Annotated in this window: 16 protein-coding genes; 12 read left to right on the top strand and 4 right to left on the bottom strand. The window is 71.9% G+C overall.

Annotated features, from left to right (window positions below; all coding sequences use genetic code 11):
* Window positions 1-264: 264 nt before the first annotated feature.
* Together RM609_RS13120 and RM609_RS13115 are read right to left on the bottom strand one after the other, a co-directional pair.
* Window positions 265-1,887: an amidohydrolase gene (locus tag RM609_RS13120; protein ID WP_311610606.1), complete on the bottom strand. Its 1,623-nt coding sequence runs from the start codon at window positions 1,885-1,887 to the stop codon at window positions 265-267.
* Window positions 1,888-1,943: 56 nt separating this feature from the next.
* On the bottom strand, window positions 1,944-2,387 hold the full coding sequence (locus tag RM609_RS13115; RefSeq protein ID WP_311610693.1) for an Lrp/AsnC family transcriptional regulator: 444 nt from the start codon (window positions 2,385-2,387) through the stop codon (window positions 1,944-1,946).
* 196 nt (window positions 2,388-2,583) lie between these two features.
* Between RM609_RS13115 and RM609_RS13110 the strand changes: the two genes are divergently transcribed.
* Both RM609_RS13110 and RM609_RS13105 read left to right on the top strand, forming a co-directional pair.
* The gene (locus tag RM609_RS13110) at window positions 2,584-2,955 is read left to right on the top strand and encodes a hypothetical protein (protein WP_311610604.1); all 372 of its coding nucleotides are present in this window, start codon (window positions 2,584-2,586) and stop codon (window positions 2,953-2,955) included.
* A gap of 86 nt (window positions 2,956-3,041) precedes the next feature.
* Window positions 3,042-4,244, top strand: coding sequence for a threonine synthase (locus tag RM609_RS13105; RefSeq protein ID WP_311610603.1), 1,203 nt, complete (start codon window positions 3,042-3,044; stop codon window positions 4,242-4,244).
* A gap of 81 nt (window positions 4,245-4,325) precedes the next feature.
* On the opposite strand, the gene RM609_RS13100 is transcribed toward RM609_RS13105, so the two are convergent.
* Window positions 4,326-5,498 (bottom strand): acyl-CoA dehydrogenase family protein, encoded by a 1,173-nt coding sequence (locus RM609_RS13100; RefSeq protein ID WP_311610602.1) that lies wholly within the window; start codon window positions 5,496-5,498, stop codon window positions 4,326-4,328.
* A gap of 297 nt (window positions 5,499-5,795) precedes the next feature.
* Between RM609_RS13100 and RM609_RS13095 the strand changes: the two genes are divergently transcribed.
* Window positions 5,796-7,025: a glycoside hydrolase family 18 protein gene (locus tag RM609_RS13095; protein ID WP_311610601.1), complete on the top strand. Its 1,230-nt coding sequence runs from the start codon at window positions 5,796-5,798 to the stop codon at window positions 7,023-7,025.
* A gap of 60 nt (window positions 7,026-7,085) precedes the next feature.
* Here RM609_RS13095 and RM609_RS13090 read toward each other — a convergent pair whose 3' ends face one another.
* A complete protein-coding gene (locus tag RM609_RS13090; RefSeq protein ID WP_311610600.1) occupies window positions 7,086-7,958 on the bottom strand; it encodes a polysaccharide deacetylase family protein in 873 nt (290 codons plus the stop codon).
* Window positions 7,959-8,226: 268 nt separating this feature from the next.
* Between RM609_RS13090 and RM609_RS13085 the strand changes: the two genes are divergently transcribed.
* The 9 genes from RM609_RS13085 (at window position 8,227) to RM609_RS13045 (ending at window position 14,822) form a co-directional block, all read left to right on the top strand.
* Complete coding sequence (locus RM609_RS13085) at window positions 8,227-8,778, top strand: flavin reductase family protein (protein WP_311610598.1); 552 nt, start codon at window positions 8,227-8,229, stop codon at window positions 8,776-8,778.
* A complete protein-coding gene (locus RM609_RS13080; protein WP_311610596.1) occupies window positions 8,775-10,271 on the top strand; it encodes an AMP-binding protein in 1,497 nt (498 codons plus the stop codon). The genes RM609_RS13085 and RM609_RS13080 overlap by 4 nt, the downstream gene beginning before the upstream one ends.
* A 5-nt stretch (window positions 10,272-10,276) precedes the next feature.
* Window positions 10,277-10,546 (top strand): acyl carrier protein, encoded by a 270-nt coding sequence (locus RM609_RS13075; protein WP_311610594.1) that lies wholly within the window; start codon window positions 10,277-10,279, stop codon window positions 10,544-10,546.
* A complete protein-coding gene (locus tag RM609_RS13070) occupies window positions 10,533-10,910 on the top strand; it encodes an ectoine synthase (RefSeq protein WP_311610593.1) in 378 nt (125 codons plus the stop codon). The genes RM609_RS13075 and RM609_RS13070 overlap by 14 nt, the downstream gene beginning before the upstream one ends.
* A gap of 74 nt (window positions 10,911-10,984) precedes the next feature.
* Window positions 10,985-12,121, top strand: a complete 1,137-nt coding sequence (locus RM609_RS13065; protein ID WP_311610592.1) for an acyl-CoA dehydrogenase family protein — start codon at window positions 10,985-10,987, stop codon at window positions 12,119-12,121.
* A gap of 2 nt (window positions 12,122-12,123) precedes the next feature.
* Window positions 12,124-12,807 (top strand): transglutaminase-like domain-containing protein, encoded by a 684-nt coding sequence (locus tag RM609_RS13060; RefSeq protein WP_311610590.1) that lies wholly within the window; start codon window positions 12,124-12,126, stop codon window positions 12,805-12,807.
* 22 nt (window positions 12,808-12,829) lie between these two features.
* Entirely contained in the window at window positions 12,830-13,150 is a 321-nt protein-coding gene (locus tag RM609_RS13055) for a DMT family transporter (protein ID WP_126913236.1), read from the top strand.
* Window positions 13,150-13,587, top strand: a complete 438-nt coding sequence (locus RM609_RS13050; RefSeq protein WP_311610587.1) for a DMT family transporter — start codon at window positions 13,150-13,152, stop codon at window positions 13,585-13,587. Before RM609_RS13055 ends, RM609_RS13050 begins: the two co-directional genes overlap by 1 nt.
* Window positions 13,584-14,822, top strand: coding sequence for a styrene monooxygenase/indole monooxygenase family protein (locus RM609_RS13045; RefSeq protein WP_311610586.1), 1,239 nt, complete (start codon window positions 13,584-13,586; stop codon window positions 14,820-14,822). Before RM609_RS13050 ends, RM609_RS13045 begins: the two co-directional genes overlap by 4 nt.
* The last annotated feature ends 1 nt before the right edge of the window (window position 14,823 follow it).

The raw sequence follows: 14,823 nt of genomic DNA, 5'->3' as shown, positions 1-14,823 counted from the left end.
CCCGTGCGCTGGACCTGGCTCCCAGTGGCGGGGCCGCCTTCCCGGCGCACCGCCCCATGGCCCAGCGGCGTTCGACGACTGCGTGGAGGTTCCCCGGTCGGACGTCCTTGGTGGACAGCGGAGAACCTACCGGCCGCCGCCCGGAGTGTGTCAACACCCTCGCGACCTGCGTGTGTCGCTCAAATCGGCAGGTCAGTACGGTAGATGAGGCCGTGCTGGGGCGGCCCGGGGGACGTCGTTCGGCGGTACGTGGATCTTGGCGCGTCACTCGTTCGGGCGCGCGTGGACCGTCCGCCCGCCCACGACCGTCCGCAGGCACACCGGCAGCGGGGCGCCCGGGGTGAGGTCGGGCAGGCCGGGGGTGCCGGAGCGGGGGTCGGTGGACCAGTTCGCCACCCGGCTGTCGGGCACCTGGACCACCAGGTCGCCGGTCTCCCAGACCGCGTAGTCCGCGGGCGCGCCCGGCACCAGGACGCCCGCGTCGTCCCGGCCGACGGCCCGCCAGCCGCCGCGCGTGTGCGCGGTGAAGGCGGCCCGGACCGAGACACGGTGCTCGGGCGTGCGGTGGAAGGCGGCGGCCCGGACCGTGCCCCAGGGGTCGAGGGGGGTCACGGGGCTGTCGGAGCCCAGCGCGAGCGGGATCCCGGCGCGCAGCATGGCCGCGTACGGGTTGAGCGTACGGGCCCGCTCGCGGCCCAGGCGCTCGGCGTACATACCCTCCTCCCCGCCCCAGGCGGCGTCGAAGGCGGGCTGGACGGAGGCGGTGAGGGCGAACTCGGCGAAGCCCGCGATCAGCTCGGGGCCGATCATCTCGGCGTGCTCGACCCGGTGCCGGGCGGCGCGGACGCGCTCCAGGCCCACCTTCTCGACGGCGGCGCGCACGCCCTCGACGACAGTGGTGATCGCGGCGTCGCCGATGGCGTGGAAACCGGCCTGGATACCGGCCTCGGTGCAGGCGGCGACGTGGGCGGCGACGGCGGCGACGTCCAGATTGGCACTGCCCGCGCCACCGGGGCCGTCGGCATACGGCTCATGGAGGCAAGCGGTGTGCGAGCCGAGCGAGCCGTCCACGAACAGGTCGCCGGCGGCGCCGAGCGCGCCCAGCGCGCGGATCCGGTCGGCCTCCTCGGGGGTGGTGATCCGCTCGGCCCAGTAGCCGGTGACCCGGGGGCCGGGCTCCTCGGCGGCCAGCCGCAGCAGCCCGGTGAAGTCCTCCTCGGAGGAGATCAGCGGACCGGCGCACTCGTGGACGGAGCCGATACCCAGGGCCGCCGCGCGGGCGAGCGCGGCGCGCTGCGCCTCGGTGCGCTGGGCGGGGCCGAGGGAGGCGTGCGCGGTGGTGCGCACGGCGTGGTGGGCGTCGCCCGTCAGCGGGGCGTCGGCGGCGAAGCCGGACAGCTCGCGGACGCCGGGGACGAGGTCGAGGAGGGCGGTGGTGACGACGGCGGAGTGGACGTCGGTACGCGTGAGGTAGAGCGGCCGGCCGCCGGTGGCCTCGTCGAGCTCCCGGCGGGACGGGGGTCGGCGGTCGGGCCAGATGCTCGCGTCCCAGCCGTGCCCGAGCAGCACCCGGTCGGCGGGGCGCGCGGCGGCGTACGCCCGCACCCGCTCCAGGGCGGCGCCGAGCGTGGGCACGCCGGTGAGGTCCAGGCCGGTGAGCGCGAGGCCGGTGGAGGTGGTGTGCACGTGGGCGTCGGTGAACGCGGGGGTGACGAGCGCGCCGCGCAGGTCGACGACCTCGTCGACGCCGTCGGCGAAGGAATCGGCGGCGCCCTCGGAGCCGACCCAGGAGACGCTGTCGCCCTCCACGATCATCGCGGTGGCGAAGGGGTCGGCGGGGCTGTAGACGTTGCCGTTGCGCAGCAGCACGGTGGTGGGCTCGCTCATGAGGATCAGTCTCTCCCCAGCCACGCCCCTTCCCGAAACCGGGGCTACCCCTTGGGTCACCCCACCCGCGGTGGCCTCGCCTCATACGGCGTCGAGAGCACGATCGTCGTCCGGGTCGAGACGCCCGCCAGCGAACGGATCCGCGCCAGCAGGTGCTCCAGCTCCAGCGGCGTGGCGACCCGCACCTTGAGGATGTAGTTCTCTTCACCCGCCACGCTGTGGCACGCCTCGATCTCGGGGATCTCCGCGAGCCGGTCCGCGATGTCGTCGGGCGCGCTGGGATCGAACGGCTTCACCGAGATGAAGGCGGTCAGGGGCAGCCCGACGGCCTCGGGGTCGACGACCGCCGCGTAGCCGCGGATGACGCCCCGCTGTTCGAGCCGGCGCACGCGCTGGTGCACCGCCGAGGTGGACAGGCCAGTGGCCTTGCCCAGGTCGGTGTAGCTCATCCGCCCGTCCTTGACGAGCAGTTCCACGATCTCTTTGTCGAGCTCCTCCACACGGGTCAACCTACTGGTTCCTGGCGCGCCGGGCACAGTCGACGGCGCCACAGGCGCGCGGAGCCTGTGACCAATGCCACAGACGTGCACCCGTGTCCTCCCGTGCGCGGCGATTACCCGCCTTGTCGTACGGGAAGTGCTTGCTGTGGCCGCGGCCGAGGTGCCCGGCCGGTCCATCCGAGGGGGAAAACACACCATGCCCAGCCTGGAACGCCTGGAAACCGACGGCGACGGTGGTCTGTACGAGGAGACCTACGAGATGTTCCGGGTGATGTGCCCGGACTGCGCGCGGCCCATCGCGCTCCTCGCCGACGAGGACGTGCTTCCGGAGCACGCGCTGTGCCCGTCCCCATGGGATCCGTTCGGGCTGACGGTCTGCCCGGGCTCGGGGTGCGGTGTGGAGGAGACCGATCCGGCCGACGAGTCGCAGGGCGCCCAGGATCTGGACGCGGCGCTGCTGCTGACGCTGCCGGAGAGCCTGGACTGGCGGACGCAGCCGTTCTCGCACATCGGGGGGCCGGGTTCGCGCCCGCTGCGGGTGCCGGAGCAGGGCGGCCGCCGCTCCTGACGGCGGGTCATCCGGGGGCGGGAGCGGACTGCTACGGTCGGGGCCTCGCGCCACGCGCGGGGCCTGACGACCCTTGAGGAGTTCGCGTGCCGTTGCCGATTCCCCTCCACTGCCCGCGCTGCGGTGCCGCCGCCGAGGACTTCTCCGGCTGCGCGGCCTGCCGGGAGGAGGGGATCGGCGCCAACCCCGTGCCGCCGCTCGCGGATCTGTCGGGGCTGTCCCTGGAGACGTATCCGGGCGGGCCGTGGGGATGGCCCTCGGCGCTGTCGGCGCCCGTCGCCGCCCCGGTCACGCTCGGCGAGGGCGGCACGCCCCTCGTGTCCCTGCCGGGGGACGGGCCGGACGGGCTGTGGGTGAAGTACGAGGGCGCCAACCCGACCGGTTCGCACAAGGACCGGGCGATGGCCGTGGGCGTCGCGGCGGCGCTGGCCGCCGGCGCGGACACGGTCGCGGCGGCCTCCTCGGGCAACGCGGGCGCGGCCGTCGCCGCGTACGCCGCCCGGGCGGGCCTGCGCTGTGTGGTGTTCACCACGGGCGAGGTCCCCGGGCCACTGCGGGCGCAGATCGACGCGCTGGGCGCGGTACGGGTCGTCCGGGACGACACGGCCGCGCGGAACGCGGCGATGCGCGAGGCCGTCGAGCGGTTCGGCTGGTATCCGCTGACCAGTTACGCCACGCCCGCCCCGGGCGGCAACGCCTATGCCAACGAGGGCTACAAGTCCGTCGCGTACGAGCTCGCCCGGGACGTGCCCGGTTTCCGTGCGGGCGCGGGGGCCGTGGTGGTGCCCACCTGCCGGGCCGATCTGCTGTCCGGGATCGCCCGTGGCTTCCGTGAGCTGCGGGCCGCCGGGCTGGTGACCGGTACGCCCCGGCTGGTCGCGGCCGAACCGGCGGGCGCCGCCCCGTACAGCGCGGCCCTAGCGCTCGCCGGACGGGCGGAGCAGGAGCGGGTGTCGGTGGACCCGGCGCCCTCCCCCGCCTTCTCACTGGGCGAGAGCCGTCCGGTGTGGCAGGGGCTGGACGCGCTGTGGGGCGCGGACGGGGCGGCGCTCGCCGTGCCCACCGAGGAGTTCATGGCCGAGCACCGGGCACTGGCGGCGCGCGGGCTCTTCCTGGAGCCGTCGTCGGCGGTGGGCGTCGCGGCGGCCCGCGGCATGGCGCGTTCGCGCGCGGGCGGCGGGCCGATCGTGGCAATCGGCACCGCGACGGGCTTGAAGGACACGGCGAGTGTCACCGGCCCCGGGGCGGCCGAGGAGCACGTCCCGGAGCTGGCGAAGCTCACTCGCTGAGTGCGGGCCGGTCCTGGCTGGTCGCGCCCACGCGGCGGCAGCCGCATATCGATGCTGTCCCGCGCCCCTTACGGGGCCCCGTCAGCGCGACTCGGGCCCCGCGAGGTGCCGGGCCACCACCATCCGCTGGATCTGATTCGTGCCCTCCACGATCTGAAGAACCTTCGCCTCCCGCATATACCGCTCCGCGGGGAAGTCCGCCGTATAGCCGTAGCCACCCATGAGCTGCACCGCGTCGGTGGTGACCCGCATGGCCGCGTCCGAGCAGAAGAGCTTGGCCATGGCGGCCTGCTTGGCGAAGGGCCGCCCCGCGTCGCGGAGCCGGGCGGCGGCGAGGTAGAGCGCGCGGCCCGCCTCGATCTGGGTGGCCATGTCGGCGAGCATGAACCGCAGGCCCTGGAAGTCGGCGACCGGGCGGCCGAACTGCCGTCGTTCGGTGGTGTAGGCAAGGGCCTGGTCGAGGGCGGCCTGGGCGACGCCGACGGCGCAGGCGGCGATGCCGAGCCGCCCGGAGTCGAGGGCGGACAGGGCGATGGCGAAGCCCTGGCCCTCGTCGCCGACGCGCCGCGCGTCGGCGACCTCGACCCCGTCGAAGTGGAGCTGGGCGGTGGGCGAGCCCTTCAAGCCCATCTTCCGCTCGGGCGGCGCCGCCGTGAGGCCCGGGGCGTCGCCGGGCACGAGGAACGCGGTGATGCCGTGGGCTCCCTCGCCGCCGGTGCGCGCCAGGACGGTGTAGAAGTCGGCGATCCCGCCGTGGGTGGTCCAGGCCTTGGTGCCCTCGATGGTCCAGGTGTCGCCGACGCGGGTGGCGCGGGTGCGCAGGGCGGCGGCGTCGGAGCCGGCGGCGGGTTCGGAGAGGCAGTAGGCGCCCAGGAGGCCCCCGCCGAGCATGGCGGGCAGGTGCGTCCGGCGCTGTTCCTTGGTGCCGTAGCCGGCGAGGGCGTGGCAGGCGAGGGTGTGGACGCTGACGCCGAGGCCCACGGTGAGGCGGGCGGCGGCGAGTTCCTCGAGCACCTGGAGATAGACCTCGTACGGCTGGTCGCCGCCGCCGAACTCCTCGGCGTACGGCAGGGCGAGCAGCCCCGACGCGGAGAGCAGTCCGAAGACCTCGCGCGGGAAGTGCCCGGCGTCCTCCTCCTCGGCCGCGGTGGGCACGATCTCCCGCTGTACCAGGTCCCGCACGAGCGAGAGCAGGTCGCGGGCCTCCTCCGTGGGCAGCTGACGTTCCACCGGCTGCGGTCCGTGATCGGTCATGGCGGTGGCTCTCCTCCCTGTCGGGCGCTGCGGCGAAGGCCGCCCGGGGGTGGGGGCGACGCTGCCGTGGATGCCCAGCCGATGGTCGCGCGCCGGGTCGCGGAAACGCGCGACCTGCGGCTGTGGCGGGTTGGAGTATGCCCGATCGGGGGCCCCGCGTCACCGGTCCGCCGATCTTGAATGTTTGCTCGGTTTGGTACGAACCATTGACCGTATTGGTCTAGTCCTCCTACGGTTTCCCCACCGTTCAACGCGTCCATGCCAAGAGCACGTTCCTCCCCCACCGAGGAGAACCTCATGCCCAGACCGTACGGACAGCGCGCCCGCGCCTGGCTCACGGCGGTGGCCGCCGGAGCCGCCCTGCTGGCGGGCGGCCTCACCGCGAGCCCGGCCACCGCCGACGACACCACGGACACCTCCGCCGGCCACCGGGTGGTCGGCTACTTCACCAACTGGGGTGTCTACGAGCGCAATTACCACGTAAAGAACATCGAGACCTCCGGCTCCGCCGCGAAGCTCACCCACATCAACTACGCCTTCGGCAATGTCACCGGCGGCAAGTGCGCGATCGGCGACGCCTACGCCGACTACGACAAGTTCTACGACGCCGCCGGCAGCGTCGACGGCAAGGCCGACACCTGGGACGACGGCGCCCTGCGCGGCAACTTCAACCAGTTGCGCAAGCTCAAGAAGCTCCACCCGGGCCTCAAGGTGGTCTGGTCCTTCGGCGGCTGGACCTGGTCCGGCGGCTTCGGCGAGGCGGCGAAGAACCCCGCCGCGTTCGCGGAGTCCTGTTACGGGCTGGTCAAGGACCCGCGCTGGGCCGATGTCTTCGACGGCATCGACATCGACTGGGAGTACCCCAACGCCTGCGGGCTGACCTGCGACACCAGCGGCCGCACCGCCTTCCGCGACGTCATGGCCGCGCTGCGCGCGAAGTTCGGCGGCAAGAGCGTGGTCACGGCGGCCATCACCGCCGACGCCTCCTCCGGCGGCAAGATCGACGCCGTCGACTACGCGGGCGCCGCGCGCTACGTCGACTGGTACAACCCCATGACCTACGACTACTTCGGCGCCTGGGACGCCAAGGGCCCCACCGCCCCCCACTCGCCGCTGACGTCCTACAACGGCATCCCGAAGGCCGGGTTCAACACCGACGCCACCATCACCAAGCTCCAGTCGCTCGGCATCCCGTCGTCCAAGCTGCTGCTGGGCATCGGCTTCTACGGGCGCGGCTGGACCGGCGTCACCCAGTCCGCCCCGGGCGGCACGGCCACCGGCCCCGCGAAGGGCACCTCCGAGGCCGGCTTCGAGGACTACCGGGTGCTGAAGAACACCTGCCCGGCCACCGGCACGGCCGGCGGCACCGCTTACGCCAAGTGCGGCGACGACTGGTGGAGCTACGACACCCCGTCGACCATCGCCGGGAAGATGGCCTACAAGAACCGGCAGAACCTGGGCGGCACGTTCTTCTGGGAGCTCGGCGGCGACACCGCCGACGGTGAACTGATCAAGTCCATCAACTGACCTTCAACTGACCTTGACGACGAATGCCTCCCGTCCGGCGGACGGGAGGCATTCGTCGTTTCACTCCGAGGGGAAGAGCCCGGGCTCGATCTCCGGCTGCTCCAGCGGCCGGGTGGCCAGCGAGGTGTCGGCCTTGGCCCGCTCGGCTATCTCACGGCACGTCAGGAACTCCACGTCGCCGTGCGACATGCCGTACTCGATCAGGGAGCGCAGCGCCTCCGCCCGGCCCGGACGGCCGGTGAGGAAGGGGTGGTTGGTGAGCATGAACAGCGAGTTGTAACGCCGCATCGCGTCCAGCTCGTACTTCCACATCGACAGCGTCTTCTGCGGGTCCTCGATGATGGACCCGATCTGCGGCGCCGGCAGGAACGCGTACTGCTCCCAGTCGTCCAGCGACCAGTGCGGGGGCAGTTCCACGACACCGCCCTTGTCGGTGGGCACGTGGTAGGGGCGGTCGTCGTTCATCATCGACGAGTCGTAGAGCAGCCCGTACTCCGCGACCAGCGAGGCCGTCTGCCAGCTCGCCTCCCACAGCCCGGCGCGGTGGCCATGGACGGGCACGTCCTGCTTCTGGAAGACCTCCAGGGCGCGCTCGAAGTCGTTCCGTTCCTCGGCGGACGTCATCGACGTCGCCGGCACATGGCTGTAGGAGTGGTGCGCGATCTCGTGGCCCGCCTCCACCACCTGCGCCACGAGATTGGGGCGGCGCTCGGCCACCCAGCCCGGGAAGAAGAACGTGGCGGGCACGCCGAGTTCGCGCAGAATTCCCAGGATGCGCGGCACGCCGACATCGGGGCCGAAAGCCTGATGGGTCATCGTCATCGCGTGCCGTGCGTACTTCTCGCCCATGGAGAGCACACCGGTCTCGGCGTCCACATCGAATGTGAGCGCCACCGCGGCGGCCTTTCCGGGGCCAAGCCAGGATGCAGTCATGAAAGGGACCCTAAACAGGGCGGCGACCCTTCACAATGGACACTCGCACATGATCACGACCCCTTCCGTGTAGATCTGTACAACAGCCCCCACGGGGAGCCTTGTCAACGGCCGTGACCTGCGCCGACACTCCGCCACCCGGGCCCGTCACCACTCGGACGGGTAGCCGGGCGGCACTACCCGAAGAGGTAGTGGAAGCGGCTTCACCGCACCTCGTACAGTCGTTGACGTCCCCGAGAAAAGCCCTCACGGAATGGCAGTGACAGTGATGGCATTACCCCCGACGTCCCGGGTACGGGCCCAGCCTGAAGAATGCCCGGAGCGGGAATTCCGCGCGGCGGCCGGTAAATTCGCGTCCGGTGTCACGGTGGTCACGACAAGAAATGGCGGCGAAGTGTTCGCCAAGACCGTCTCGGCATTCGGTTCGCTCTCCCTGGATCCGCAGATGGTGTCCGTGTCCATCGGGCGGATGAGCCCGCTGGTGACGGCGGTCCTGGCCACCGAGGTCTTCGCGGTCAGTGTGCTCCGCGACGACCAGCAGCGCGTCTCCCGCCACTTCGCCACCCGCGGCAACGGCAGGGCGATCGGCACCTTCCCGTCCGTGGCCACCGAATCGTTCGTCACCGGCGCCCCGGTCATCAGCGGGTCTCTCAGCTATTTCGACTGCCGGCTGGAGAGCGTGGTGGGCGGCGGCGACCACGCGATCCTGATCGGCAAGGTGGTCGCCACCGGCAGCGTCCCCGGACGCCCGCTGGTGTACTTCGACGGCGGCTACCGGGAGATCGACGCGCCCGGCGCGGCGACGGGCATACCGGCATGAGCCCGCTCACCGCCGCCTTCGACGACCGTGCCCGGCACACCCCCGACGCCCCCGCCCTGATCTGGCGCGGCACACCCGTCCCCTACGGCGAACTGGGCGCGCTCGCGGGCGTCTTCCAGGAACGGCTGCGCCACCTGGGCGGCGACCGCACGGCACCCGTGTGCGTACCCGCCCGCAGAACGCCGGAGACCCTGGCCCTGATCGTCGCCGCTCTGCGCGACGGCCGCCCCGTGCTGCTGCCCTCCGCCGAGCTCGGCGCCGACACCCTGCGCGAACTCACCGCAGGCGCGGGCATCGAGCGGGTGCTGACGGCCGAACCCGGCTACGACGCGCCCGGCGGGCTCCACGTCGAGACGCTGACGCCCCTCGCGGACGCCCCGGCCGTCCCCGAGGGGACGGGCCTGCTGCTCACCACGTCCGGCTCCACCGGGACGCCCAAGGTCGTGCCCCTGCCGCTCGACGCCGTCGGCCGTTTCACCGACTGGGCGGCGGAGCACTTCGGCATCGGGCCGGACACGGCGGTGCTCAACTACGCGCCCCTCAACTTCGACCTGTGCCTGCTGGAGGTGTGGACGACCCTGGCCGCAGGCGGCCGCGTGGTCCTCGTCGACCCGGACCGGGCCACCGACGGAGCCCATCTGCGCGAGCTGATATCCGCCCATGACGTCCACCTCGTCCAGGGCGTGCCGCTGCTCTACCGGCTGCTCGCCGAGGACGCCGAGCGTACGGAGGGCCCGCCGCTGAAATCCGTGCGGCATGTCGTCCTCACCGGCGACGCGGTGCCGCCGCGGCTGCTCGCCCGGCTGCCGGAGCTCTTCCCGGACGCCTCCTTCGCCAATGTCTACGGCTGCACCGAGACCAACGACAGCCTGATCCTCGACGCCGGGCCGCTGCTGGCCCGCGACCCGGAGACCGCGGGCCCGCTGCCGGTCGGCAGACCGCTGCCGGGCGTCCGCGTCCTGGTCCTGGGGGAGGACGGGCAGCCGGTCGACGGGCCCGGCACCGGCGAACTGCTGGTGCACACCCCCTTCCAGGCGCACGGCTATCTGGACCCCGCGCTCGGCGCCGACCGCTTCGTCCGCCGCGCCGACGCGGACGGGCCCCGCGTCTGGTTCCGCAGCGGGGACCTGGTCCGGCGGACCGACGACGGCACCCTCCACCTGGTCGGGCGCACCGACTTCCAGGTCAAGGTGCGCGGCGTGCGGCTCTCCCTGGAGGAGGTCGAGCAGGCCCTGCTCGCCCACCCCGAGGTGGCCGACGCCGTGGTCGTCACCGTCCCCGACGAGGCGGCGGGCAAACGGCTCCAGGCGCTGGTGCGCCGCACCGCCGGCTCCGGCCTGCACGTCCTCGCCCTGCGCGAGCACTGCGCCCGGCGGCTGGCCAGAACCGCCATACCGAGCGACATCCGCATCACCGACGCGGCCCTGCCGAAGGGCCCCACTGGAAAGAACGACCGCGCCGCCGTCGGCGACGTACGGCGGCTGAAGGGATAGAGGGCATGGACCGCCCCACGGAAATCAAGCGCTTCCTGATCACGGAGTTCCTGCCGGATCTGACCGCCGACCAGCTCGATCCCGACTACGACCTGCTGGCGACGGGCGTGATCGACAGCCTTCAGGTGGTCCGGGTCGTCAACTGGGTCACCACCCGTTACGCCGTTCCGCTCGACCAGGTCGAAATCACCCCCGGCGACTTCCGTTCCGTGAACGCCATCGACGCGTTCGTCACCACTTTCGAAGAGACGAGGAACCAGAATGTTCACGCGTGAAAAGAACAAGGTCCAGACCGTCGAGTGGGGAAACGGTCAGAGCAGCAGACTGCTGACCGAGTCCGACGGAATGGGATTCACCGTCGCCGACACGCTCGTCCGCGCCGGCACCAAGTCGCGGCTCCAGTACCGCCGCCACCTGGAGGCCTGCTACTGCATCAGCGGCCGGGGCGAGGTGGTCAGCGCCGACGGCTCGAAGAGCTTCCCCATCGAGCCCGGCGTCCTCTACGCCCTCGACGAGCACGACGCCCACTTCCTCATCGCCGACCCCGACACCGATCTCCACCTGATCAGCGTCTTCAACCCGCCGCTGCGGGGCGACGAGGTGCACAGCCTCGACGAGAGCGGCTTCTCCCACTACTAGAGCGCCCCGACGGGAGGCCGGGGACTTCCCCTCCCCGGCCTCCGTCCGGACCACACCGAGAAGGTCGGTACCTGATGCACTGGTCGGAAGATCAGCGAGAACTACGGGCCGCCGTCGCGGCCCTGGGCGAACGGCTCGGCGAGGGGCACCTGGAGCGCGACCGCACGGGAGAGTTCTCGCACGACAACTGGAAGCTGCTGCGCGAGTCGGACCTGTTCCGGCTGCCCTTCGAGGAGCGCTGGGGCGGCCTGGGCCAGTCGCTCACCACCACCCTGTACGTCCTCGAGGGCCTGGGGCAGGCGTGCCGCGACGCGGGCCTGAGCTTCTCGGCCACCACACACATGGTGAGCACCGGCGTGCCGATCCAGCGCTTCGGCTCGCCCGCGCTCAAGGAGCGTTTCCTGCCGGCGGTCTGCGCGGGCGATGTGATCGGCGCCCACGCGATCTCCGAGCCGGAGGCCGGCTCGGACATGCTCTCCCTGCGCACCACGGGCCGGGTCGAGGACGGCCACCTCGTCCTCAACGGCAACAAGGCGTTCGTCACCAACGGCCCCATAGCCGATCTGTTCGTCGTGTACGTCTCGACGGGCGAGCGCGGCAGCCCCTTCGGGATCACGGCCGTCGTCGTCGAACGCGACCGGCCCGGCCTGACGGTGGGCAGCCCGATGGCGAAGATGGGCCTGCGCACCTCCCCGCTGTCCGAGCTGTTCTTCGACGACTGCCGGGTGCCCCTGGAGAACGTCATCGGCCGCGTCGGCACGGGCTTCGTCGTCTTCGACCACGTGATGAAGTGGGAGGTCCTGTGCTCCTTCGTCGTGAACATCGGCGAGATGCGGGCCCGTCTGGAGCGCGTGATCGACTACGCCCGCACCCGTAAGCAGTTCGGCAAGCCCATCGGCTCCCACCAGGCCGTGGCCCACCGGATCGCCCGGATGCGCGTCGCCACCGACACCGCCCGGACCGCCCTGTACGAGGCGGCGCTGAAGGTCGAGGCCGGCGAGGACGCCACGGTGGAGGTCGCCACCGCCAAGCTCCTGGCCAGCGAGGGCAATCTCGCCTCCGCCGTCGCGGCCGTGCAGACCTTCGGCGGCTACGGCTACATGGCCGAGTACGGCCTGGAGCAGGACCTGCGCAACGCCGTCGCCGGAACGATCTACTCGGGCACCACCGACATCCAGTACTCCCGCATCGCCACCACGATGGGTCTTTGACGATGAGCACTCCAGACTTCGCAGAATTCCTGCGTCCCACCGAGTTCCTCGACCACGACTCCCCCGAGGTCCAGGACTTCGTCGCACGGTCGGGGGCACACGAGGAGACCACCGCGACCGGGAAGGCCGTCCGGCTCTACTACGCCGTGCGCGACGGCGTCGACTACGAGGTGTACGCCACCAGCCTGGAGCGCGACGCGCTGCGGGCGAGCTCGGTGGTCCGCACCGGAAAGGGATTCTGCCTCCACAAGTCCGTGCTCTACGCGGCGGCGGTCCGCTCGGTCGGCGTCCCCAGCCGGCTGGTCTACGCCGATGTGCGCAACCACCTCGCCTCGGAGCGGCTCCAGCGCATGGTGGGCGGCGAGGTCTTCCACCACGGCCTGGTCTCCGTCCACCTCGACGGCCGCTGGATGCGCGTCACCCCGGTCTTCAACGGCCTGTTGTGCCGGCTGTACGGGATGACCCCGCTGGAGTTCGACGGCACGGCCGACAGCGTGTACCACCCGTACGACGCCCAGGGCGCGCGGGCGATGGAGTTCCTGACGGACTACGGCGACTACGCCGACGTGCCGTACGAGCTGCTGCTGGAGCGCATGCGCGCCAAGCACCCCGGCATGTTCGCCGCCGGGGCCGCGATCTCCGGCAGCGGTTCGCTGGCCGACGAGGCGCCCGTCCCCGCACCGTAAACCACTCGGAAGTCACCACTCCATGGCCTGGATCTACCTTCTCATCGCCATCGCGTTCGAGATCGTCTTCGCTCTCGGCGCGAACGCCTCCAAGGGCTTCACCCGCCTGTGGATCTCGCTGATCACCCTGGTCGGCATCGTGGGCGGCATCTACTTCATCAGCCTCGCGCTGCGCACGCTGGACGTGAGCGTCGGCTACACGATCTGGACGAGCGTGGGCGCCCTGGGCACGGTCGTCCTCGGTGCCGTGATCTTCAAGGAGAAGATCACGCCCGCCAAGCTGCTGTGCTTCGCCGCCATCATCGGCGGCGTGGTCGGCCTCAAGTCGATGGGGGCGGCCTGATGGGCGTACAGCGCAGCGAAAGCGCGAAGGCCTGGACGCTCCTGCTGATCGCGGCCGCCTTCGAGATCGTCTTCGCCCTGAGCTCCGCCGCCAACGAGGGCTTCACCCGCCTGGTGCCGTCCCTGATCACCGCGGTGGCGGGCGGTGGCGGCGTGTATCTGCTGAGCCTCGCGCTCAGGACCCTCGATGTCGGCATCGGCTACACCGTCTGGACCGGCATCGGCTCGGTGGGCGCGGTGGTCTTCGGGGCGCTGCTGTTCGGCGAGAGCATCACCGTCGGCAAGGTCGTCTGTCTCGTGGCGATCATCGGCGGGGTGCTGGGGCTGCACATGACGACGGAGAGCGCGCCCGAGGCGGACCACGGGGCGGACGACGAGGCCGACCGGCCGGAATCCGTAGTACCGGACGTAGTACCGGAAAGGACAGCGAAGCAATGAAGCACAGCACACGGTCGATTGCCGTCGTGGGGGCGGGCCAGGCAGGCCTGCAACTCGCCCTCGGCCTGCGCCGCTCCGGCCATCACGTCACCCTCGTGTCGAACAGGACCGCGCGACAGGTCCTCGACGGCCGGGTGATGTCGACGCAGATCATGTTCGGCGACGCCCTGGAGACCGAGCGCCGTCTGGGCCTGGACCACTGGGAGGGCATCGCGCCCCCCATCGAGGGCCTGACCTTCACCGTGGCCCCCGACGCCGTCAAGGCCATCGACTTCGAGGCCCGGCTCGCGGCCCCGGGCCAGTCGGTCGACCAGCGCGTCAAGGTCGCCGCCTGGCTGGAGGAGTTCGCGGCCGCCGGAGGCGACCTGCGCATCGCCGAGGCGGGCGTGGCCGAGCTGGAGGGGCTGGCCGCGAGCCACGACCTCGTGCTCGTCGCCGCCGGCAAGGGCGAGATCGCCGGGATCTTCGAACGCGACGAGGAACGCTCGCCGTTCGCCGCCCCGCAGCGCGTCGCGGCCGTCTCCTACGTCCACGGCCTGCGCCCCCGCGACTCCTTCGTCGCCTGCTCGGCCAACCTCATACCGGGCGTCGGCGAGTACTTCATCGTCCCGGCGCTGACGAAGAGCGGTCCCTGCGACTGCCTCTTCCTCAACGGCGTGCCCGGCGGTCCCCTGGACGCCTTCGCGGACGTCGGCTCCCCCGAGGAGCACCTGGACCGCACCAAGAAGCTGCTCGCCGAGTTCCTGCCCTGGGAGGCCGAGCGCGCCGCCGACGCGGTGCTCACCGACCCGGGCGGCGTGCTCGCCGGGCGGCTGACGCCGACCGTGCGCAAGCCGGTGGCCACCCTGCCCTCGGGCCGTAAGGTCCTGGGCGTCGCCGACGTCCTCGTCGTCAACGACCCGCTGACCGGCCAGGGCTCCAACAGCGCCGCCAAGTGCGCCGACGTCTATCTGCGGGAGATCCTCGCGCACGGGGACCGGCCCTTCGACGCCGACTGGATGACGGCCACGTTCGAGGCGTTCTGGGAGTACGCGCGGCACGTCGTGCGCTGGACCAACGGTCTGCTGCCCCCGGCGCCCGCCCATGTGGTGGACCTGCTCGACGCCTCCCAGCGGCAGCCCGGGCTCGCCGGCCGGGTCGCGGAGGGCTTCAACAACCCGCCGAGCCTGGACCCCTGGTGGCACGAGCCGGAGGCGGCCCGCCGGGAGATCCTCCCGGAACCGGCCGTCCGGTGAC

The sequence above is a fragment of the Streptomyces hesseae genome (assembly GCF_031845785.1).
Classification (GTDB): domain Bacteria; phylum Actinomycetota; class Actinomycetes; order Streptomycetales; family Streptomycetaceae; genus Streptomyces; species Streptomyces hesseae.
Note: the sequence above shows the minus strand (reverse complement) of the source record. Positions and strands in the feature narration are given on the sequence as shown.

Bases quoted from the DNA above. Each gene is read 5' to 3' on its own strand.
- RM609_RS13120 (WP_311610606.1), bottom strand. From the start codon at position 1,887: ATGAGCGAGCCCACCACCGTGCTGCTGCGCAACGGCAACGTCTACAGC.
- RM609_RS13110 (WP_311610604.1), top strand. From the start codon at position 2,584: ATGCCCAGCCTGGAACGCCTGGAAACCGACGGCGACGGTGGTCTGTAC.
- RM609_RS13100 (WP_311610602.1), bottom strand. From the start codon at position 5,498: ATGACCGATCACGGACCGCAGCCGGTGGAACGTCAGCTGCCCACGGAG.
- RM609_RS13095 (WP_311610601.1), top strand. From the start codon at position 5,796: ATGCCCAGACCGTACGGACAGCGCGCCCGCGCCTGGCTCACGGCGGTG.
- RM609_RS13090 (WP_311610600.1), bottom strand. From the start codon at position 7,958: ATGACTGCATCCTGGCTTGGCCCCGGAAAGGCCGCCGCGGTGGCGCTC.
- RM609_RS13085 (WP_311610598.1), top strand. From the start codon at position 8,227: ATGGCATTACCCCCGACGTCCCGGGTACGGGCCCAGCCTGAAGAATGC.
- RM609_RS13080 (WP_311610596.1), top strand. From the start codon at position 8,775: ATGAGCCCGCTCACCGCCGCCTTCGACGACCGTGCCCGGCACACCCCC.
- RM609_RS13075 (WP_311610594.1), top strand. From the start codon at position 10,277: ATGGACCGCCCCACGGAAATCAAGCGCTTCCTGATCACGGAGTTCCTG.
- RM609_RS13070 (WP_311610593.1), top strand. From the start codon at position 10,533: ATGTTCACGCGTGAAAAGAACAAGGTCCAGACCGTCGAGTGGGGAAAC.
- RM609_RS13065 (WP_311610592.1), top strand. From the start codon at position 10,985: ATGCACTGGTCGGAAGATCAGCGAGAACTACGGGCCGCCGTCGCGGCC.
- RM609_RS13060 (WP_311610590.1), top strand. From the start codon at position 12,124: ATGAGCACTCCAGACTTCGCAGAATTCCTGCGTCCCACCGAGTTCCTC.
- RM609_RS13055 (WP_126913236.1), top strand. From the start codon at position 12,830: ATGGCCTGGATCTACCTTCTCATCGCCATCGCGTTCGAGATCGTCTTC.
- RM609_RS13050 (WP_311610587.1), top strand. From the start codon at position 13,150: ATGGGCGTACAGCGCAGCGAAAGCGCGAAGGCCTGGACGCTCCTGCTG.
- RM609_RS13045 (WP_311610586.1), top strand. From the start codon at position 13,584: ATGAAGCACAGCACACGGTCGATTGCCGTCGTGGGGGCGGGCCAGGCA.